This window comes from Ferrimonas kyonanensis DSM 18153 (genome assembly GCF_000425405.1).
Taxonomy (GTDB): Bacteria; Pseudomonadota; Gammaproteobacteria; order Enterobacterales; family Shewanellaceae; genus Ferrimonas; species Ferrimonas kyonanensis.
The window spans coordinates 142,409-162,862 of record NZ_AUDJ01000011.1 but is presented as its reverse complement, the minus strand read 5'-3'; the positions used below and the strand labels follow the sequence as shown (position 1 = coordinate 162,862).

Annotated in this window: 19 protein-coding genes; 13 read left to right on the top strand and 6 right to left on the bottom strand. The window is 59.6% G+C overall.

From position 1 onward, the window contains the following. The first annotated feature begins 7 nt into the window (after positions 1–7). From H598_RS0105525 to H598_RS0105515, 3 genes are all read left to right on the top strand, one after another. Complete coding sequence (locus H598_RS0105525; protein ID WP_035415469.1) at positions 8–1,048, top strand: FAD:protein FMN transferase; 1,041 nt, start codon at positions 8–10, stop codon at positions 1,046–1,048. Next, a complete protein-coding gene (nqrM, locus tag H598_RS0105520) occupies positions 1,045–1,266 on the top strand; it encodes a (Na+)-NQR maturation NqrM (RefSeq protein WP_028112123.1) in 222 nt (73 codons plus the stop codon). The genes H598_RS0105525 and nqrM overlap by 4 nt, the downstream gene beginning before the upstream one ends. 302 nt (positions 1,267–1,568) lie before the next feature. Further along, positions 1,569–3,572, top strand: coding sequence for a methyl-accepting chemotaxis protein (locus tag H598_RS0105515; RefSeq protein ID WP_028112122.1), 2,004 nt, complete (start codon positions 1,569–1,571; stop codon positions 3,570–3,572). A 27-nt stretch (positions 3,573–3,599) separates the two neighbouring features. Here H598_RS0105515 and soxR read toward each other — a convergent pair whose 3' ends face one another. Further along, positions 3,600–4,088, bottom strand: coding sequence for a redox-sensitive transcriptional activator SoxR (soxR, locus tag H598_RS0105510; RefSeq protein WP_028112121.1), 489 nt, complete (start codon positions 4,086–4,088; stop codon positions 3,600–3,602). A 136-nt stretch (positions 4,089–4,224) separates the two neighbouring features. Between soxR and H598_RS0105505 the strand changes: the two genes are divergently transcribed. The 3 genes from H598_RS0105505 (at position 4,225) to H598_RS0105495 (ending at position 6,580) form a co-directional block, all read left to right on the top strand. Then, positions 4,225–4,797 carry an FMN-dependent NADH-azoreductase gene (locus tag H598_RS0105505; RefSeq protein ID WP_028112120.1) on the top strand — a complete coding sequence of 191 codons (573 nt, stop codon included), beginning with the start codon at positions 4,225–4,227 and terminating at the stop codon, positions 4,795–4,797. Positions 4,798–4,862: 65 nt separating this feature from the next. Continuing rightward, complete coding sequence (gene dinB / locus H598_RS0105500; protein ID WP_028112119.1) at positions 4,863–5,912, top strand: DNA polymerase IV; 1,050 nt, start codon at positions 4,863–4,865, stop codon at positions 5,910–5,912. A gap of 260 nt (positions 5,913–6,172) precedes the next feature. Further along, positions 6,173–6,580 carry a hypothetical protein gene (locus tag H598_RS0105495; protein WP_028112118.1) on the top strand — a complete coding sequence of 136 codons (408 nt, stop codon included), beginning with the start codon at positions 6,173–6,175 and terminating at the stop codon, positions 6,578–6,580. A gap of 55 nt (positions 6,581–6,635) precedes the next feature. On the opposite strand, the gene H598_RS0105490 is transcribed toward H598_RS0105495, so the two are convergent. Further along, positions 6,636–8,093, bottom strand: coding sequence for an aminoacyl-histidine dipeptidase (locus tag H598_RS0105490; RefSeq protein ID WP_028112117.1), 1,458 nt, complete (start codon positions 8,091–8,093; stop codon positions 6,636–6,638). A 174-nt stretch (positions 8,094–8,267) separates the two neighbouring features. Between H598_RS0105490 and H598_RS0105485 the strand changes: the two genes are divergently transcribed. Continuing rightward, positions 8,268–9,788: a M17 family metallopeptidase gene (locus H598_RS0105485; RefSeq protein ID WP_028112116.1), complete on the top strand. Its 1,521-nt coding sequence runs from the start codon at positions 8,268–8,270 to the stop codon at positions 9,786–9,788. A 5-nt stretch (positions 9,789–9,793) separates the two neighbouring features. On the opposite strand, the gene H598_RS23425 is transcribed toward H598_RS0105485, so the two are convergent. Then, the gene (locus tag H598_RS23425) at positions 9,794–10,930 is read right to left on the bottom strand and encodes an alcohol dehydrogenase family protein (RefSeq protein WP_035415466.1); all 1,137 of its coding nucleotides are present in this window, start codon (positions 10,928–10,930) and stop codon (positions 9,794–9,796) included. Positions 10,931–11,042: 112 nt separating this feature from the next. On the opposite strand from H598_RS23425, the gene H598_RS0105475 reads away from it, so the two are divergent. From H598_RS0105475 to H598_RS25455, 5 genes are all read left to right on the top strand, one after another. Next, positions 11,043–11,942, top strand: coding sequence for a LysR family transcriptional regulator (locus tag H598_RS0105475; RefSeq protein ID WP_035415464.1), 900 nt, complete (start codon positions 11,043–11,045; stop codon positions 11,940–11,942). A 1,285-nt stretch (positions 11,943–13,227) separates the two neighbouring features. Continuing rightward, positions 13,228–14,517 carry an NCS2 family permease gene (locus H598_RS0105470; protein WP_028112114.1) on the top strand — a complete coding sequence of 430 codons (1,290 nt, stop codon included), beginning with the start codon at positions 13,228–13,230 and terminating at the stop codon, positions 14,515–14,517. A 128-nt stretch (positions 14,518–14,645) separates the two neighbouring features. Further along, positions 14,646–15,764, top strand: coding sequence for a glutamate 5-kinase (gene proB / locus H598_RS0105465; RefSeq protein WP_028112113.1), 1,119 nt, complete (start codon positions 14,646–14,648; stop codon positions 15,762–15,764). Then, the gene (locus tag H598_RS0105460; protein WP_028112112.1) at positions 15,761–17,011 is read left to right on the top strand and encodes a glutamate-5-semialdehyde dehydrogenase; all 1,251 of its coding nucleotides are present in this window, start codon (positions 15,761–15,763) and stop codon (positions 17,009–17,011) included. Before proB ends, H598_RS0105460 begins: the two co-directional genes overlap by 4 nt. A 102-nt stretch (positions 17,012–17,113) precedes the next feature. Continuing rightward, on the top strand, positions 17,114–17,803 hold the full coding sequence (locus H598_RS25455) for a hypothetical protein (protein WP_051252453.1): 690 nt from the start codon (positions 17,114–17,116) through the stop codon (positions 17,801–17,803). Here H598_RS25455 and H598_RS23415 read toward each other — a convergent pair. Further along, the gene (locus tag H598_RS23415) at positions 17,724–18,578 is read right to left on the bottom strand and encodes a U32 family peptidase (RefSeq protein ID WP_051252451.1); all 855 of its coding nucleotides are present in this window, start codon (positions 18,576–18,578) and stop codon (positions 17,724–17,726) included. The genes H598_RS25455 and H598_RS23415 overlap by 80 nt on opposite strands. Before the next feature lie 12 nt (positions 18,579–18,590). Next, complete coding sequence (gene ubiU / locus H598_RS0105445; protein WP_028112111.1) at positions 18,591–19,586, bottom strand: ubiquinone anaerobic biosynthesis protein UbiU; 996 nt, start codon at positions 19,584–19,586, stop codon at positions 18,591–18,593. Positions 19,587–19,718: 132 nt separating this feature from the next. On the opposite strand from ubiU, the gene ubiT reads away from it, so the two are divergent. Further along, positions 19,719–20,156 (top strand): ubiquinone anaerobic biosynthesis accessory factor UbiT, encoded by a 438-nt coding sequence (ubiT, locus tag H598_RS25450; protein ID WP_051252449.1) that lies wholly within the window; start codon positions 19,719–19,721, stop codon positions 20,154–20,156. A 4-nt stretch (positions 20,157–20,160) separates the two neighbouring features. Here ubiT and H598_RS0105435 read toward each other — a convergent pair whose 3' ends face one another. After that, positions 20,161–20,412: a YfhL family 4Fe-4S dicluster ferredoxin gene (locus tag H598_RS0105435; RefSeq protein WP_028112110.1), complete on the bottom strand. Its 252-nt coding sequence runs from the start codon at positions 20,410–20,412 to the stop codon at positions 20,161–20,163. Between the last annotated feature and the right edge of the window lie 42 nt (positions 20,413–20,454).

The window sequence follows — 20,454 nt, the reverse complement described above, 5'->3', positions numbered from 1 at the left end:
AGGCTTCATGTTGTATCGAGCCTATAAGCATCTATGGCTGGCCCTCGTCGGGCTGGCCATCTTTCTTTCTGGATGCTCCCCGACAACGCCGGAGGTGGAGTCCGTTTCCGGACACACCATGGGCACCACCTATCACATCAGCTGGGTCGACACCGACTCGCCGGTGGATCCGCTGCTGTTGCAGGGCGAGATCGACCTGAGGCTGGGTCAGGTCAACCGGTCCATGTCCACCTGGAAGCGCAGTTCCGAGGTCAGTCGCTTTAACCGCATGCAGCGGGTAGGCGGCATGGAGATCAGTTCTGAGTTCGCCAAGGTGCTGACCGAAGCCAAACGGCTTACCGATCTCACCGACGGCGCGTTGGATGTGACCGTGGGGCCGCTGGTCAACCTGTGGGGCTTTGGTCCCGACGGCCATATTGAGACGGCCCCCTCTGACGAACAGATCGCCAGAGTTAAAGCCACCATCGGTCATGACAAGCTGTCCATGAAAGGGCGCTGGTTGTTTAAAACCGAACCGACTCTGAAGGTGGATCTCTCCTCCATTGCCAAAGGCTATGGGGTCGATGTGGTGGCCGAAGTGCTGGAAAGCCGGGGCATTCACAACTACCTGGTCGAGGTGGGCGGTGAACTGCGGGTCAAGGGGCATAAGGTTCAGGGGCAACCCTGGCGCGTGGCCATTGAGCGTCCGGATCCCGCCGGTCGGGATGTGTTCACGGTGATTGAACCGGGCAACATGTCGGTGGCCACCTCCGGCGATTATCGCAATTTCTTCGAGCAGGACGGGGTGCAGTTTTCCCATCTGATCGATCCGGCTACCGGTCGGCCGGTGGCTCACCACCTGGTGTCCGCCACGGTGATCACCAACAGCTGCATGACCGCCGATGGTCTGGCGACGGCGCTGATGGTGATGGGCGTGGAAAAGGGCCTGGCCCTTGCTGAGCGCACCGGGTTAGCGGTAATGTTGATAGAGCGGGCTGATGGCCAGTATCAGGTGCATTACAGCAAGGCGTTCAACGCCTATCTGGAGTCTAAGGAGCAAGCATCATGAACACCTTTATTGCCACCTTTGTGATTATGTTGGGCGTTGTGGCCATCATGGCGGTGGGCTATGTATTTAAGCGTAAGACCATCAGCGGCTCCTGTGGCGGACTGGGCGGCGTTGGCGTCGACAAGGCCTGTGATTGTCCTGAGCCCTGCGACAAGCGCAAAGCCAAGATGGCACAGGAGAGCCGCCGTCAGCAGTTGATGGAACAGCGCATCATCTGAGGCTGATGCTTCCGATTCAATGGCGGGCCTGGTGTTGACACCAGGCCCGTTTTTTTTGCCTGGTCAATGGCCAGGATGTTGCCAGCAATGGCCGACGGATATTGCCTTTGCGACTGCTAATTCGGATTCGAAAAAATGATGAGTCTTTGATTTTGCGACGTTTATATTGAGTTGTCGGCCAGTGGCAGAGCAATATCGTGTTTGCCTCTTCAGCCGTCCATTGCCGCCTGCTTCCGGTATGATGTTTAGCAACGGTAATTTTGGCCGATAACGATAAGAAATGGATGAATTGGGGATCAAGGATGAATTGGTTTAGGGCATCGCTTACTCGGCAACTGGTGGCTTCCATTGGTGGGTCGCTGTTTATCATTCTGACGCTGGTGACCGTGTATCAGGTCAGCCAGAGTCGGCAACAAACCCGGGAACAGGTGGGGCGCGAGGTGGCGCAACTGGTGTCGGAACAGGCCAGCGCCATTGCGGCGTTTTTCGAGGCCAAGGGCCAGGTGATTCACGCGGCGTTTTCCAGTCCGCAGGTGAAGCGCTTCTTTCGCGAATACGATCAACGCGGCGGCTCATTGCAGGGCAACGCTGACTACCACGACGTGACCGATTATTTTCGCTTCTTTTCCGACCAGGACCCGGCGATTAAGAGCTTGTTTTTCGGCAGCAATCACACCTATGAGTATTTTGATCTCAATGGTCGCTACTCCGACGATCCCAACTACTACACCAATAAACGCCCCTGGTGGGGTGAGGCCCTCGGCAAAGATCGCCTCTACGTCACCGATCCGGCGGTGGACGCTAATGACGGCTCGGTCTCGGCGACGGTAAAGCGCACCGTCTATGACCACGATGGCCAGCTGCTGGGGATCGGTGGCATGGACATTTTGATCACCACCATCGGTGAGTCGCTGCTGTCGAACATTAAGTACCAGCAACAGGGGCAAGCGTTCCTGATGACTGAACAGGGCAAGCTGGTATTTTTCCCGGCGTTTTCTGACCGTTTTCCCCCTGGTTCGTTGTTGGGCGAGGTGGACAATCAGTTTGCCGACAGCAGCGGTTTTGCCGCTTTGGCGAGCCAGTTGATCAACCAGCCCACTGGTACCGCCTCGGTACAGTGGCAGGGCCAAACGCAGCGAGTGCAGTGGCAACCGGTAGACAGTGACTATCCGTTAATGCACTGGCGACTGGGGTTCCTGCTGCCGGAGCAGGTGGTGGATGCCCATGTCGCCAGCGAAGCCTGGTCGACCGGACTGGCATCGGTGCTGCTGACTCTGTTGGTGTCCGCTGTGGTGTGGTTGTTGTTGCTGCCGCTGAAAGCCCAGATTCGGCAGCTGGTGAGGGCGATGGAGGAGATCGCTCAGGGAGACGGGGATCTCAGTAGCCGCATCGAGGTCAGTCGCGCCGACGAGCTGGGCCAATTGGGGAGGGCGTTTAATCTGTTCGCAGAGCGGGTACATCAGTTGGTGAACCAGAGCAAAGAGCTGACTCAGTCGGTGTCCCGAAGCAGCCAGGTGGCCACCGACATCTGGGAGCAGACGTTGGCCTCGATGTCGGCGCAAAAAGGCGAAGTGGAACAGGCATCGGCAGCCACCAACGAGATGGCGCAGACCAGCGCCGAGATGGCCCGCAGTGCCGATACCGTTACCGAGCATGCGCAGCAAGTGACGGCACAGATGCGCCAGGCTGGTGATGCGGTGGAGCAGGGCAAACAGGCGCTGGCACAACTGTCGGCCCAGGTCGGCGATGCCAGTGGGGTGGTATCACGGTTGCGTCAGAATGCCGACCAGATCGGCGAAGTGCTGGATGTGATTCGCACCATCGCCGAGCAGACCAACCTGCTGGCGCTTAATGCCGCCATCGAGGCAGCTCGGGCCGGAGAGCAGGGAAGGGGCTTTGCGGTGGTGGCGGATGAGGTGCGCACGTTGGCGTCGAAGACTCAGGATTCCACCGCCAACATTCAGGCCATTATCGCCACCTTGCAGCAATCCAGCATTGAGGCGGAACGTGCCATGCAGACCAGTTGCGCCCAGGTGGATCAGAGTCAGGTCAGCAATCAACAGATTGTCGATACCCTGGCCGAGGCCGGTGCCGAGGTGGGGCGGATTGAGCATCAGGTGCAGGAGATGACTCAGGCCATCTCTCAGCAGGCGCGGGTAGCGGAGGAGATTGCTACCACGGTGTCCCGGGTGCATGAGTTGTCCGACGACGCGGTGGCGCGTGGCGATCAGCTGGAGCGCAATCTGGAGGAGTTGTCGGAAGGGGGCCATCAGTTGGCCAGCGGCCTGGACCGCTACCGGGTCTGACAGAAGCCAGGAACAATCAGGCCACCCCTAGGGGTGGCCTTTTTGATGGCCGCTTTCGCCACCTTGAATGGCGTCTTCCAGCAGAAACCGGGGACCACTGCCTCGAGCAACCACTTCATCGTCGGGGTTGAACAGGGCGCAGGAGCGCATCGACAGGCAGCCACAGCCGATGCAGCCGCTGAGGTTGTCCCTCAGTCGTTGCAGGTTTTCAATCCGTTGGTCCAGTTGGTTTTTCCAGCGGGCCGATAGCCGCTCCCAATCGCGCTTATTCGGCGGTCGCTCATCGGGCAGGCTGGCCAGCGCCTGACCGATCTCTTCCAGAGTCAGGCCCAGCTTCTGCGCCACCTGAATCACCGAGATGGTGCGCAGCACCGACGGGTGAAAACGTCGTTGATTGCCGGCGGTGCGGCTGGCCCGAATCAGCCCCCGGCTTTCGTAGAAGCGCAGCGCCGAGGCCGCCACTCCGGCTCGGTCGGCGGCCTCGCTGACGCTGAGGTAATTGTCTTTTCGTTTCATGGCCCAAATCGGTTTATGGTTCAGGCCTGAAGTATAACTTGACTTAAAGTAATGTTTAAGTTTTAGACTCCGTTTCAGCCTTAACGAACCGGCCCCAGACAGGGGCCGTCAGACCCTTTCTGGAATCGGAGTCCCAATGACCAATCTGTTGCTGCTGCACAGCAGCGCCCGTGAGCAAGAATCCCAGTCTCGAAGCCTGTGCCGTGAGCTGGTCGCCAGCTTAAGCCAGACTCAGTCAATCACATTGACGGAGCGGGATCTGGCTGCCGATCCGCTGCCCCATTTCAGTGGCCACACATTGGAAGCCTTCTATGGTGAACAGAGTAGCCCGGAGATCGACGCTGCCGATCGACTGTCGAACCGGCTTATCGATGAGTTAAAGGCCGCCGATGTGGTGGTGATTGGTGCGCCTGTTTACAACAGTGCGTTGCCCTCTACCCTCAAGAGCTGGCTGGATCATGTGATGCGGCCACGACGAACCTTTCGTTACCATGATGGCGGCATTCAAGGCATGTTGTCCGGCAAACGTGCTTACCTGGTGCTGGCCTGTGGCGGCAGCGACACCGGGGGCGCCGAGTTGCAGTTGCGAGGGCCACTGGCCCAGATGGGCATCACGGATCTGACCGTGATTCATGCCAATCAGCTGGATACCTACCTGCGTCAGCAGGCGTTGGCCAGGATTCGCACCCGGTTGCACAGCGTGGCCTAAGGTCATTGGCATTGCAGTAACAAGCTGATATTCTGATACTGGTTTTATATACAGGTGTTGGCTGGATGCAGCGTAAGATCATTCACATCGACATGGATTGTTTCTATGCTGCCGTGGAGATGCGGGACAACCCGTCATTGCGGGACAAGCCCATTGCCGTGGGTGGTCAGGCGTCGGGGCGGGGGGTGATTGCCACCTGCAATTACCAGGCCCGCGCCTTTGGGGTGCGCTCGGCAATGCCGACCCATAAGGCACAACAACTCTGTCCGGATCTGGTGTTGGTGCCTCACCGAATGGAGGTTTATAAGGCCGTCTCTCAGCAAATTCACGCCATCTTTCGACAATACACCGAGCTGGTGGAGCCGCTGTCACTGGATGAAGCCTTCCTGGACGTGACTGGCAAACCCCATTGTCAGGGCAGTGCTACCCGCATGGCGGAAGCGATTCGGGCCGACATTTACGCGGCAACTGGCTTAACCGCTTCCGCCGGCGTGGCGCCGAATAAATTCCTCGCCAAGGTGGCCTCGGATGAAAATAAGCCCAATGGTCAAATGGTGGTGGCCCCGGAACAGGCGGCCGAGTTTGCCGCCCGGTTGCCGTTGAAGCGAATTCCCGGTGTCGGCCCTAAGACCAGCGAGCGCTTGCAGCGGATGGGGCTCAGTAGCGGCAAGGATGTGCTGGCATTGACGGCGGTGGAGTTGGAGCAGATGCTGGGCAAGTTTGGCCCGGTGTTGTGGCAACGGTGTCAGGGGCTGGACGAACGCCCGGTTGAGCCGAGCCGCATCCGCAAGTCGGTGGGGGTGGAGACCACACTGGCTAAAGATCTGCCCAGCGTGGATGCCTGTCTGAACCAGTTGCAGACGCTGGTGCCGGAGCTGCAGCGACGCCTGGCCAAGAGTCGGCGCAGCATCAAGGGACAGACGGTGAAACTGAAGTTCTCCGATTTCGAACTGACCACGGTGTCTCAACAGAGTCAGCAGTTGAGTCCACAGTTGTTTGAAGCCCTGTTGACCATCGCTTTCAACCGTGGCGGCGGCCGGGCGGTGCGCTTGGTGGGGATTCAGGTGGAGCTGGCGGATGCCAAGGCGCTGAAACAGTTGACCTTGCCGCTTTAATTTTTTTGATCCTCGTCAAAACGCTCAATTAAACAACAGCATAATCTGGTAGTGAGCTTCCTGAAAACACCCGCATGATGCCATAGAGCCAGAGGTGTTGGTGAAGCGGGAACACCAGGCGTGTTACAAGCAGTATCCCCACATTACACATCTTTGCCTGGTTTCGGGTACGGCGTTGCGTCCTTTCTGCCAGCTGGCAATACAGCGCCTACCATCAGTCGGTGACCAGCAATCCACCGGCGACAGGAAGGAGGTTAAGGATGAGAACCTTAGCGAAACAACTGCTGGTGTCGGCGGGTCTGCTGACGCTGGTGATGGGGGTCTGTTACGGCCTTGGGTATGGCTTCTACCAACAAAAGCCAATGCGGGATTCCGATTATTTCACCCAGTATGTGGGCGACAAAACCTTTTGTCGCACGGTGACCTATTATCAGGATCAGGGCAATACCGACAAGGTGAAGGTGCTGCTCGGCTACGCCGAAGACAACGCCATGGGCTATCTGATGCGCCGGTTTGGTAAGGACAAAGGCATCGAGATAGTTAAAGCGTGCGAGACTCAGCGTCATGAGGCGTTGCTGCAGAGCTGCCGCGAGGCCCCCGGCGATCTGGTGGAGATGCTGGTGCTGGAGCACAACAAGCCCGCGGTGAAAAAGAAAGGTTTGATCTGACCCCGTCGGGCATAAAAAAGCCGTCCAGCTGGACGGCTTTTTTGATTGATGGGGCTTACTTGGCTGGAATCGCCTGCAGCACTTCGGTCAGTAACTGCCAGTATTTGTCGACCGTGGCGATCTCCACTTTTTCGTCTGGCGAGTGCGGGAATCGAATGGTGGGGCCGATGGAGACCATATCCAGATTCGGATAAGGCTTCTTGAACAGGCCACACTCCAGACCGGCGTGAATCACCATGATGTTGGGCAGGGTACCGAACTTAGCCTGATAGGTTTCCCGTACCACCGCCATGATGGGCGAGCTGGCATCGGGCTTCCAGCCAGGGTAGGCACCAGACAGGGACAGCTCGGCGCCGGCCAACTGGCCCAGGGCCTTGAGCATGTTTTCTACCATGCTTCGGCCACTGTCGATGGTGGAGCGAATCAGGCACAGAATCTCGACCTGATCGTCGCTGGTGGTGACCACTCCCATGTTCAATGAGGTTTCCACCACACCGTCAAACTCGTCGCTCATGCGGATGACGCCGTTAGGGGCGGCGTGCATCAGGGCAACCAGCTTGCTTTGGGCGTCGGCATTGAACACCTGTGCGGCCTTGTCGGAAGGCTGCAGGGTCAGAGCCAGGCCGGGCTCGGTGGCGGCCAGTTCGTTTTGCAAAATGGCTCGGTACTGGCTGATGCGCTGCTCCAGCAGATCGACCTTAGCCGCCGGCAGTTGCACCGACATCCAGGCCTCTCGAGTAATGGCGTTGCGCAGAGTGCCACCGTTGAAGCTGGACAGACGCAAGCCCAGTTCGTCGGCGTGGCCAAACAGGAACCGGGCCAGCAGTTTGTTGGCATTGCCTCGTCCCAGGTGGATGTCGCAGCCGGAATGGCCGCCTTTGAGACCGGTCAGGGCGATGTCAAAGCTGTGCAGATCCGCCGGAGCGGTTTCGCGGGAGATGGCCACGGTCAGGGCGGCATCGACGCCACCGGCACACCCCATGTACACCTCGCCTTCTTCTTCGGAGTCGGTGTTGATCAGGATGTCGCCGTTCAATACCCCGGCTTCCAGGCCAAAGGCGCCGGTCATGCCTGCTTCTTCATCGATGGTCAACAGCACTTCCAGTGGCCCGTGCTGCAGATCGTCGGCTTCCAGAACCGCCAGCGCCGATGCCATGCCGATGCCGTTGTCGGCGCCCAGGGTGGTGCCGGTGGCCGTCACCCAGTCGCCGTCGATGCGCGCCTGAATCGGGTCACGGGTAAAGTCGTGATCGGTGTCGGCGTTCTTTTGCGGCACCATGTCCAGGTGCGCTTGCAGAATCACCCCTTTGCGGTTCTCCATGCCAGCGGTGGCGGCCTTGGAGATGATCAGGTTACCCACGTTATCGATCTGGGTGCTGAGCCCCTTTTGTTTTGCCCAGCGCTCAATGTGATCACGCAAGGCAATCTCATGCTTGGAAGGGTGTGGGATGGAGCAGATGGTTTCAAACCAGCGCCACAATGGCTGTGGGCTCAAGGAACTCAGTGACTGCACAAGCAATTACTCCTGTATTCGCCGAAAAAAAGGGTCGGGGCAGTGTACCACATCCACCGCAGACCGCTGTGGTCAACTGGAAGCTCAGGTTGACAGGGGGCGCGCAAGGGGAGCGAAGGGGCCGGGGAGTTGCTATCATGGCTCACAAGGGATTTATAGAGGAAAGACAACGTTATGGCACAGGTAATCTTCAGTTCACAGCAGCGGGATGCGCTGTTTGGTCAGTCCCCCTGGGACGCGGTGTTGGTGGTCAGCGATCGATTCGAGCTGGCTCAATGGCCGGAGGTGTCGCAGTTGATTCAGCATGCGGCATCGGTGGATCAGCGCATCGGCAGCGAAGCCACTCTGTTGTTGGCGCCAGGGCTGGCCGGTGGCCGTTTGGTCTTGGCTCCCACCGGTGATCTGGGCAGCGACTATGAAGACGCCCGCCGCTTTTATGAAGCGGCAGAGACCGGCATCAAGATGGCGTATCGCGCCGGTGCCCGCAATGTGCTGTTGCTGGTCGATGGTCCGAAAACCGATGCCCGTTACCTGTATGGCGCCGATGTGGCGGCCCTAGGCTGTGGTCAGGGTCTGTATCTGAATCCGGATGTGGAGGACAGTACCCAGGTTCGGGTTGGGGTGTTGGATAGTCAGGATGCCGATAGGCTGAATGCGCTCGAGCATGGGCGGGTTGCAGCCCGGGACCTGTGTGGCGGCGATCCGGAACAGATGGCGCCACCGGCGTTTGCGGATTATTGTCTGGCGCTGTTTGAGGAGGAGCCGCTGGACGTCTCCATCATCGATGATGCCGAGCAACTGGTGCGGGAGTACCCGCTGCTGAGTGCCGTGGCCCGCAGCAGTTTCGCCGTAGCCCGCCACAGCGCCCGGGTAGTGCGGGTGGAGTATTGCCCCGAAGGAGAGATTCACCAGACCTGGTTGATTGCCGGCAAAGGCGTGACCTTCGATACCGGCGGCGCCGATTTGAAAGTCGGCGGCTCCATGGCGGGCATGAGCCGGGATAAAGGCGGCGCGGCGGCGGCGGCGGGATTGATGAAGGCGGTGGCGATGCTGCAGCCCAAAGGGATACGAATCATCGCCGAGCTGGGGCTGGTGCGCAACAGCATCGGCAGCGATGCCTTTGTGCCTGACGAAATCATTACCGGCCATGCCGGTGCCAAAGTCCGCATCGGCAACACCGATGCCGAAGGGCGGCTGGTGCTGGCGGACCTGCTGTCGCACCTGCGCCAGCAGGCCGACCAGGCCGTGAACCCCAGAGTCTTTTCCCTGGCGACCCTCACCGGTCACGTGGGCCGGGCCTATGGGCCCTATACCGGAGTGGTGGAAAACAGCGTGGCCCGCAGTGGCCAGCTGGGCCGGGTGATGCAGCAAGTGGGGGAGCGCTGGGCAGAGCCGGTGGAGTTGTCGACGCTGCGACGGGAAGACTTCGCTCAGGTGGCGCCGCGCAGTGAGTCGGAAGATCTGTTGTCCTCCAACAATGGGGCATCGGTCAACATCAGTCGTGGTCACCAGTTTCCACTGGCCTTCCTGCTCAAAGCGTCTGGCCTGGACCGGTATCACCTCGGCAGCGACAAGCCCATTCCCTATCTGCATGTGGACATCGCCTCCAGCGCGGTGGAAGCCAGCAACCCGCTGTACGGCAAACCGACCGCGCGGCCGGTGGCCACCCTGCTGGCGATGATGGCCGAGTTGTAATGCCATTACTCAGGCAGGGGCCCGCTCCCTGCCTGAGGCCCGTGAGGCTCTAGAATCAACTTGCCGACGTGGCGTTTCTGTAAAAAGACCTGCTGGGCCTGGCGTATCTGCGACAACGGAAAGCGGCCCGCTATTTTGGGGGACAACTGATCCCGTTCGAGGTAATCCAGCAGGTTTTCAAACACCACTCGTGGCTGAACCGTGCAGCCCAGCAGACTGAGATCTTTCAGGTACAGGGTGCGCATGTCCAGCTGTATCAGCGGGCCGGCAATGGCGCCGGCGATGGCGTAGCGTCCGCCGCGACAGAGCAGCTCCATTAAGGTGGCGGTGTGATTGCCGGCCACCAGATCGATCACCACCTGCACCGACTCCGGCCCCACCTCGGCCAGCAGATCACTGTCTCGACTGAAGACCCGCTCTACCCCCATGGCCAACAGCGACGCGTGTTTGTTGGGCTGCGATACCGCCCAGACTCTGGCATTGCGGCGCCGGGCCAACTCAATGGCGGCACTGCCGACGCCGCCGGAAGCGCCAGTGATCAGCACCCGTTCGCCGGCGCCAAGGTTGGCGCGATGCAACATGTTTTCCGCGGTGGAGTAGGCGCAGGGAATGGCAGCCAGTTCGGCGTCGCTGAGGCGACTGTTGACCCGATACGCCTCCGAGGCCCGGCATAGGGCAAACTGAGCGAAGGCACCGTCGCACTCTGAGCCCCAGGTAATGCAGTCGGGATGATCGTCGGTAACGGCGTGCAGCGGCGACTGCAGCGGTCGCACCAATACTCGCTGGCCCAGCCGTTGTGGCGCCACGCCTTCGCCGACGGCGACAATGCGACCGCAGCAATCGGCCCCCTGAATGCGGGGAAAGGACAGCGGCTGGCCGGCCCAGGAGGCATCCTGACTGGCGAGGGCCTCAAAGCCGTGACGGCCGCCGGCATCGGTTGCCTGAGTCACGGACTTGGAGTACCAGCCGATGCGGGTATTGATGTCGGTATTGTTGATGGCGGCGGCCCCGACTCGAATCAACACCTGATTCGGACCTGGGCTGGGCACCTTTAGATCGGTTCGGTAGTTCAGTGTCTCCAGCCCTCCATGGCCGCTGAGTTGGACGCCACTCATGGTGGTGGGGAGAGAAGGGTGAGTCATGGCGCAGCTCCGATCTGAGAATCAATAAGGGCAGGGTAGGGGCACGCTGTTATTCAGGCAAACGAATAAAATTGGAGTATGATTTAGTAAACCTGAATCACTGGAGCCGCCGATGCCCCCTACGCTGCCGCAGAATACCGATACCCGCCCATTGCTCGACACCGAGTTGCTGAACACGTTTTTGGCGGTGGTGAAACACGGCGGTCTCAAACCCGCCGCGACCGAGGTGTATCGTTCCCAGGCGGCGGTCAGCATGCAACTGAAAAAGCTGGAGGCGCAACTGGGAACCAGCCTGATGAGCCGCTCCAATCGGGGTATTCAGTTGACCCAGGCCGGGCAGACATTGAAACAGTATGCGGAACGGCTGGTGGCACTGAATGCCGCGACGGTGTCGGCGGTCAGTCAGCCTCTGATCACCGGCCAACTTCGTATCGGTGTGCCCAGTGAGTACCTGCCGGCGCTGCTGCAAAAAATGATGCCGGCGTTGTCGATGGAGTTTCCCGGGTTAGACGCTCGTATCGTATGCCAACGCAGCCGGGAGTTGCAGCGCTTGATGGCGCTGGGCGCATTGGATATGGCCATTGTGGCTACCGACAACGCCGACGAGCGTGCCACCGTGTTATGGCAGGAAACCTGGGTTTGGCACGGCGCGCCGCGACTGTTGATGACCCCGGAACAGCCATTGGCGGTGGCCCTGTTCAGCGAGGACTGCCTGGTTCGGGATTGGGCGTTGGCGGATCTTAAGTCCGGTGGGGCTGGACATAAGGTGGTGCTGTCGACGGCGGTGATGGATAACGTGCTGGCAGCCGTCAATGCCGACGTGGCGCTGGCGCTGGTGCCTGAGTCGGTGTTGGCCGCGGAGTCGCGTCCTGCTTTACCTGACTATCTGTCGCGTAAACGGCGATTGACCATTAGCCTGTTACACCAGCCCGAGTTGGAACGGCAACGGGTCAGTCGAATACAGGCCTGCATCCTGAGGGCGTCCCGGGCAATCCGGGCTGAGGATGAATAAATGGCAGAAAGCGGGCCTGAAAGTGTGATCGATGCCACTGTTGTTGGGCAGCTTTGGGGTGAGCTTGTCATTTTGGAGGGGTTTTGTGATGACGGTCGCGCCAGGAGGGTTCATTCACATTGGTTATCATGTAATAAACTTTCAGAAATCGCGGTTTTTTTAAATTAATTCACAGAAAAGCTTGTAATAAAATTACAAAAAGGTATTATAGCAACTGTCGGGAGGCAACTCCCCCTAGTAAAGCCAGATTGGTTTTCTTGCCTCAAAGGGTTGAGGCAAAAGTTTCTCCAAGGAACTGAGCGAGCTGTGCCAAGGAACCGCACCACTTTCACTAGGTGTTAGCATTTTTATCGGAGAACAATTATGAACTACCAATTCGCTTACAACGTTTCCCTTCACGGCAGCTGGTCAAACATGAGCTGGAACGCGACTGCGATTTACTTCGCTCGCTAAGAAGGACGGTAACGGACACCGTTACTCAGCCTCACTTCGGTGAGGCAACAGTATCTCCAGGGAACCGAGTCGCTGTGCCAAGGAACCGCACCACTATTTTAATCAGTGTTAGCAATTTATCGGAGCATACACAATGAACTACCCATTCGCTTACAACGTTTCTCTTCACGGCAGCTGGTCTCACATGAGCTGGAACGCCACCGCGATCTACTTCGCTCGCTAAGAGAAACCGTAACGGCGTCGCCGTTACCCCGCCTCACTCCGCTGAGGCAACCGTATCTCCAAGGAACCGAGTCGCTGTGCCAGGGAACCGCACCACTATCGAATCAGTGTTAGCAACTATCGGAGCATACATTATGAATACCCCATTTGGTTACACCGTTAACCTGTATGGCAGCTGGTCATCCGCCGGCTGGAACGCGACCGCAATTTATTACGTTCGCTAAGCTTTACCCTTTGTAATTTCATCAGTTACTTGTTTTAGACCCCATCTGTGCCATTGGCGGGATTCGCCGATGGTTGTACGGTCCAACTTTGTCATCCTTGACGCCGGCAACCTTGTTGCCGGCGTTTTTTTATCTGTTTTCAGCGGCACCCTGGTACCCATTGGCGTATGCCTAGGCTAAGGAGACCGTCGAAACAGAGTCTGAACCGAGTTTAATCTGTCGGTTAATCCCGATCACATTCCTGCGCATTTTCATAACACTTTTGCCATCATTTTGGCCTTTTGCTTGCTGAAATGAGGCGAAATCCGCATAATTGCGCCGCAACTGCCCCAGGCAGTGCGACTCTGTACTCAAATTATTAAAATACAAAAAAATTAGGACATCCTATGTTGGAAAAGCTCTTCAAGCTGAAGGCCAACGGTACCAGCGCGCGCCAAGAGGTGATCGCCGGACTGACGACCTTCCTGGCGATGGCTTATATCATCTTCGTAAACCCATCGATGCTGGCCATTGCCGGAATGGACCAAGGGGCCGTGTTTGTGGCCACCTGTCTGGCGGCTGCCATCGGTTGTTTCATTATGGGCTTTGTGGCCAACTACCCCATCGCTCTGGCACCCGGGATGGGCCTGAACGCATTCTTCACCTTTGTGGTCGTCGGTCAGATGGGCTACTCCTGGCAGACGGCACTGGGAGCGGTATTCCTGTCCGGTCTGTGCTTCCTGCTGCTGTCGGTGATTAAGATTCGCGAGTGGATCGTCAACGCCATTCCCATGTCGCTGCGTCTGGGCATTGCTGCAGGCATCGGCCTGTTCCTGGCGTTCATCGGCCTGCAAAGTGCCGGGATCATCGTCGATAACCCGGCAACCCTGGTGTCTTTGGGCGATGTGACCCGTTTCGAAAGCATCATGGCGATGCTCAGCTTCCTGATGGTGATTACCCTGGTGCATTTCCGCCTCAAAGCGGCGGTGCTGATCAGCATTCTGGTGGTAACCGTGCTGGCACTGGTGTTCGGTAAGCAGGAGTTTACCGGCATCATGTCGACGCCGCCGTCGATCATGCCGACTCTAATGCAGATGGACCTGGCCGGTGCCATGGAAGTGGGCATGTTGTCGGTGGTGTTCGCCTTCCTGTTTGTGGACCTGTTCGATACCTCAGGTACCCTGATTGCAGTGGCCCAGCGCGGTAACATGCTCGACGACCAGGGCAAATTGCCTCGTCTGAGCAAGGCGTTGTTTGCCGACTCCAGTGCCACCATCGCCGGTGCCATGCTGGGAACCTCCACCACCACCAGTTACGTGGAAAGCACCGCCGGTGTTGCCTCCGGCGGCCGGACCGGCCTGACCGCGGTGGTGGTTGGCCTGCTGTTCTGTGCCTGTCTGCTGTTCTCGCCACTGGCGGGGATGGTGCCTGCTTACGCCACCACCGGGGCGCTGTTGTACGTCGCCATCCTGATGATGTCTGGCCTGGTGGGCGTGGACTGGGAAGATCTGACCGAAGCGGCGCCAGTAGTACTGACCACCCTGGTGATGCTGCTCAGCTACTCCATCTCTCACGGCATCGCCGTGGGCTTCATCAGCTACGCGGCACTGAAGCTGATGACCGGCCGGTTCCGGGATCTGAACCCGGCGGTGGCCATTCTGGCGGTGGCCTTTATCCTGAAATACGCCTTCCTATAAGCAAGTCGTATAAAAAAGCAACGAGTCGTGATGGGCGTCCCTTTTAGGGGCGCCTTTTTGCGTTTTTAAGATGTGCTTTGAGATGGCCTGAGTTATAAAGGAGGGATGTGTCTCTAACTGTCAGTACGATGTCTTCTTTATCAACGTCCTATAAACGCGTGGTGGTTAAGCTTGGAACCAGTGTTCTCACCTCTGGGGGAGAGTGCCTGGATCGGGCCCACATGGTTGAATTGGTGCGCCAGATGGCTCGCCTGAAACGCGGCGGCTGCGAGGTGATTCTGGTCACGTCCGGTGCCATCGCCGCAGGACGGGAGCATCTGGGACAACCGAGCCTGCCCAACAACGTGGCCAGCAAACAGATGCTGGCGGCGGTGGGGCAGAGCCATCTGATTCAGCAGTGGGAGCACCTGTTTAACCTCTACGGCATGCACGTGGGACAGATGTTGCTGACCCGGGCCGATCTCGACGATCGCGAGCGCTACCTCAATGCCAAGGACACCCTGCACGCGCTGCTGAACTTTGGCATCGTGCCTATCGTCAACGAAAACGACGCCGTGGCCACCGCCGAAATCAAGGTCGGCGATAACGACAACCTGTCGGCGCTGGTGGCGATGCTGGCGGACGCCGACAAGCTGATTCTGCTGACCGACCAGCAGGGGCTGTTTACCGCCGATCCCCGCTCCAACCCCGAGGCCGAGTTGATCTCCGAGGTGAACCGCATCACCGATGAGCTGCGCAAACTGGCCGGCGGCAGTGGCACCAACCTGGGCACCGGCGGCATGGCCACCAAGCTGCAAGCCGCCGACGTGGCCCAGCGGGCCGGAATTCCGGTGGCGATCGCCGCCGGTCACAGCGAAGGGGTGATCGAGCGGTTGGTGCTGGGCGAGTCGGTCGGTACCCGTTTTTGCGCCGATGCCCAGCCCCTGGATGCCCGCAAGCAGTGGTTGCTGGCGGCGCCTTCCAGTGCCGGTTCGGTGACCGTCGACGAAGGGGCGGTACGCGCCTTGGTGAATAAGGGCTCCAGCCTGTTGCCCAAGGGCATCGTGGCGCTGCACGGGCGATTCCAGCGCGGCGCTACCATCGACATCTGCAACCAGAATGGCCGTATCATCGGTCGCGGCATCGCCCGTTATGACGGTGCCAGCCTGGCCAAGATTCTGGGCTGCCATTCGGATCAGATTGAGCAGCACCTGGGCTTCAGTTACGGCACCGTGGCGGTGCATCGCAACGATTTGGTGATTCTATGACTAACAACGAATTAAGTACTCTGGGCCAGGCGGCCCGCAAGGCCAGCTTTGCCCTGATGTCACTGTGTCGCCCCCAGAAAGACGCCTTGCTGACCAGCATCATTAACGGCATCGGTGCCGCCGAGGCGGAGATTCTGGCGGCCAATGGTCAGGATCTGGCCGATGCCCGCGACGCCGGCCTGGATGACGCCATGCTGGATCGGTTGCTGCTGACGCCGCAGCGACTGGCGGCGATCTGCGCCGACATTCAGACCGTCATCGGCTTGGCCGATCCGGTGGGCGAGGACATCGACAGCAAGCTGCTGGACAACGGCATGCGCCTGAGTCGTCGCCGCATCCCCCTGGGGGTGGTCGGGGTGATCTACGAAGCGCGGCCCAATGTCACCATCGACATCGCGGTGCTGGCGCTGAAAACCGGCAACGCCGCCATTTTGCGGGGTGGCAAGGAGACCCGCCGCAGTAATCTGGCGCTGGTGGCGGTGATTCACCGGGCCCTGGCGGAGCACGGCTTACCCGAGGCCGCCATCGGCCTGATCGACAACCCGGATCGAGCTTTGGTGACCCAGCTGCTGAAGCTGGATCGCTACGTGGATATGATCATTCCCCGTGGCGGCGCCGGTCTGCATCAGCTGTGTAAGGAGCAGGCCACCATTCCGGTGATCACCGGCGGCATCGGCATCTGCCACCTGTATGTGGATGCCAGCGCCGATCTGGATAAGGCACTGGCGGTGATCGAAAACGCCAAGGTGCAGCGGCCGACGGTATGCAACGCCCTGGACACCCTGCTGGTGAACGCCGAGATGGCCGATGCCCTGCTGCCGGCGCTGCAGGCGCGACTGGCCCCTCAGCAGGTGACGTTGCTGGGCTGTGAGCGCAGCCGTGCGGTGATCGAGGTGGCGCCCGCCGGTGACGGTGATTACGACCGTGAGTGGTTGTCTCTGACCCTGGGCATCAAGGTGGTGGACGACGTCGAGCAGGCCATTGATCACATTCGGGCCCACTCCAGCGATCACTCTGAGTCGATCCTGACCGCCGACATGGCGGTGGCGCACTATTTTGCCGCCAGCATCAATTCGGCGGCGGTGTACATCAACGCCAGCACCCGCTTTACCGATGGCAGCCAATTTGGTTTGGGCGCCGAGGTGGCGGTCAGCACCCAGAAACTGCATGCCCGCGGCCCCATGGGGCTGGAGGCATTGACCACCTACAAGTGGCTGGGCGTCGGCGACTACACCGTGCGTCAGTAAGCCCTTCCTTTCTCGGCGGCGCTACATTCGGCCGCGCCGCCGCAGTTTGCTCAATCTCCCTGAGCGGGTACACTGTGCAGCATTGCCCAAAGCGGAAAAAGTATGAAATTTCAGCACCGTCCTCTGGTTCGACTGACCAACCGTATCGGCATTGCCGCCCTGGCTTTGTTGCTGTTGCCCTCTTTGATTGCCGCACTGGTGTATCAGGGGGAGAGCGGCGAGTCGTTCAGTTTTCTGAACCACAGCCTGTCGGAGCTGGGACGCTACGGCACCTCGCCGCTGGCGGTGCTGGTGAACGGCGGCCTGTTTTTCGGCGGTTTGGCGCTGACCTTGTCGTTTATCTTCAGTAACTGGTTGATCAACAGGAGCTTTCGTTCGCCCCTGTTGGTGTGTGGAGTGCTGCTGAGCCTGTGTTTGTCCGGTTGCGGTCTGTTTCCGGTCAACGTCGGTACCCTGCATTCCAAGGCGATGATGGCTTTCTATGCCATGACCATTATCTGCGCCCTGTTTTACTGCCGCTCGATCCTGGTGGATAAGCCGCCGCGTTGGGGGGTGGTTCCGGCGGTGGCGGCGGCGCTGTTTGCTTCCAACCTGCTGTTTCGGGATGACGCCCTGCTGGTGTTGCAGGACCGCTACCCCTTTGGCCTGTTTGGGGCCGAACGGCCACTGATTTGGTGGCCGGCGTTGTTGGGGTGGCTGTTGCTGGTGTCGGTTACCCTATGGCTGTTTTATGCGTTGGTGCTGGTATTTCGTGACGGCGAAACGGAGCCGCAGCGGCCAGATCCTCACTAAGGTGGCTTAACCAGTCGGCATCCAGGCTAGGGCCGGGCACCAGCCGCATCCATTCTACCCCTTGTTGTTGCCAGTAATGGACGGCGTCGAGGCGGTCTACCGGGCGGGCACCGTGTGACTGTGGCCCGTTGATGTGCAGCAGATTCTGGCCCTCGAGAGTGGAGGCCAGCGGCACTCTCCTCTGCTGGCAGATTTTGTCGCAGTGCTGCTTGTTGCGCCCCTGAATCCGGGCGGTGGCACAGCGGGCGGACACCGCCAACACCGGCCACCCGAAGCCAATCATCTCCGCCGACAACGGCGCAATCAGCGACTCTCTGGACTCGGCGATTAAGCGGACGGCATTGTCATCGCTGATGTCGATGGGCGGGGTAAAGCCGATGGCACCCAGGCTCTGCATCCAGCGAAGGCTGTCGAGGTTGTACAGGTTGAGGTTGGCACTGGCCCAGAACGGCCGTTTTTGCTCCGCCATCAGCTGCACCGCCGTCAGGTCGCTGGCTTCTACCAGAAACTCCGACTGGCGACAGACGTTCTCCACCAGTTTCAATTCCCGTGGGCCGTTCACCAGGTTCAGGGTCGACAGCACCACCTGCTTACCACTGTGGCTGGCCGTTTCGGCGTACTCCAGCAGGGTGCGCAGCGCCGGTCGGTCGCGCTTTTCACACACGGTTTCGCCGAGATAGACCCGGTCGACGCTCAACTGGCTCAGTTGCTGCAGCTGTTGTTGCTGTTGTTGGCGGCTCAGGGGCCAGCTGTTCAGGGTTAATGACAGTTTCATCGAGGTTCCTTATCAGTGCCAGCTGCCCAGATAGGCGCCGGTGGTGATCAGGCTGCCCTCTGCCAATTGTTTCAGTTGTCCCTGCCAGTGGGGATCGCTGCGATAGCCATCCGGATCCTGGCGCCAGCGGTCGATGGCCTGGCGCCAGATCTGGGTGACCTGGCGGGTATAGTAGGGGCTGCGCTGGCGCCCTTCCAGTTTCAGGGCGGCGACGCCGGCACGGCCAAAGCGGGGCAGCAGTGGCAAGGTGGACAGGGAGCAGGGGCGGGAGATGGGGTAGAGGGCTTTGCCTTCCACTACAAACTGGCCCTTACACACCGTCGGGTAGCCGCCGGGCTCGTTGGGGGCAACCCGATCCAGCAGGTGGCCATTGAGGCGTACGTCGCGGCTGTGGTTCTGCGTCTCCCAGCTCACCAGCGCGCCGGGGGAACAGGCGCCGCCGGAGTTGGGGGAGTGGCCGCAGGCGTAATGCGACAGTTGGCAACGGCCTTCGGCCATCACGCACAGGCTGCCGCCGGCAAACACCTCGATCTCCACCGGGCTGTCGGCGCAAATGGCCTCGACGGTGTCGATGTCCAGCACTCGGGGCAACACCGCCCGGGTGATGCCAAACTGCTCGTGAAACAGTTTCAGGGTCGGCAGGTTGGCGGCGCTGGCCTGTACCGACAGGTGGCGCTCGGTGTCCGGGTAGTGGCAGGCGGCGAAGGCCAGCAGGCCGGGGTCGGCCATGATCAGGGCGTCGGCACCGGCTTCGGCGGCGGTGCACACCGCCTGTTGCCAGCGCTGCTCCTGACCGGGTTGGGGAAAGGTGTTGATGGCCACCATCAGCACCTTGCCGCGCTGGTGGCAGCGTTCACTGGCCTGTTGCAGTTCCTCGGCGGTGAAGTTGATGCCGGCGAAACTGCGGGCATTGGTGTCGTTTTTCAGGCCGACGTAGACCGCGTCGGCGCCCGCGTCCAGGGCGTTGTCCAGGGCCGCCAGGTTGGCAACCGGAGCCAGAAGTTCCATGTCTTAAACTCGACTGAATTTGTGGATTTGGCCAATTTACCGGAAACAGAAAACCAGACTTTGATCCTGAACACTGATTGTGACGAAGATCTTATTTACAATGCGTTTTTTGACCTAATAATGGACGTTTAGGTGACCCATACTCTGCCCCATTTTACCCCACCGCTTACTCCCATCGCCTTGGTTTTACAGCAGGTTTTGAAGCTGCGCTTCGATGATTTGCGGCGCCAGGGAGACCTTGATTTTCTGCAAGGCAAACGGATCGCCATTCAACTGCGGGGGATGCCGATGGCGGTGTCGCTGGGGTTGAAAGACGGCGCCTGGCAGATTGACTGGGCCGATGGCAGCGAAGACGCCCTGCTCGATGGCAGTCTCAGCGCTTTCACCTTCCTGGCGTTTGGCCAGGGGGATGCCGATGGGCTGTTTTTCCAGCGTCAGCTGGAGATGAGCGGTGAGACCGAGTTGGCGATGGAACTGAAAGCGCTGCTGGGGCGGGTCAGCCTGCTGCCGCCGTTGCCGCAGTCGTTGCTGCCCTGGTGTCAGCGGTTGCTGAAAGGGCCGTTCGGCTAGGCGCTCAGGCCTTGCCGGTGAGGATCAGGTATTTGGCCATCAGGGTGGCGTCGTCTTCCTGGTGCTCAGGATCCGGGTCGATGCAATCGATGGGGCAGACGCTGACGCAGGTGGCCTTGTCGTAATGGCCCACGCACTCGGTGCAGCGGTCCGGATCAATCTCATAGATCTCCTCACCCATGCTGATGGCCTGGTTGGGACACTCAGGTTCACACATGTCGCAGTTGATGCAGCTGTCGAGGATGATTAACGCCATGATCGTTCCGGTTCGATTGCGAGAGAGGGCGGCGACTTTACC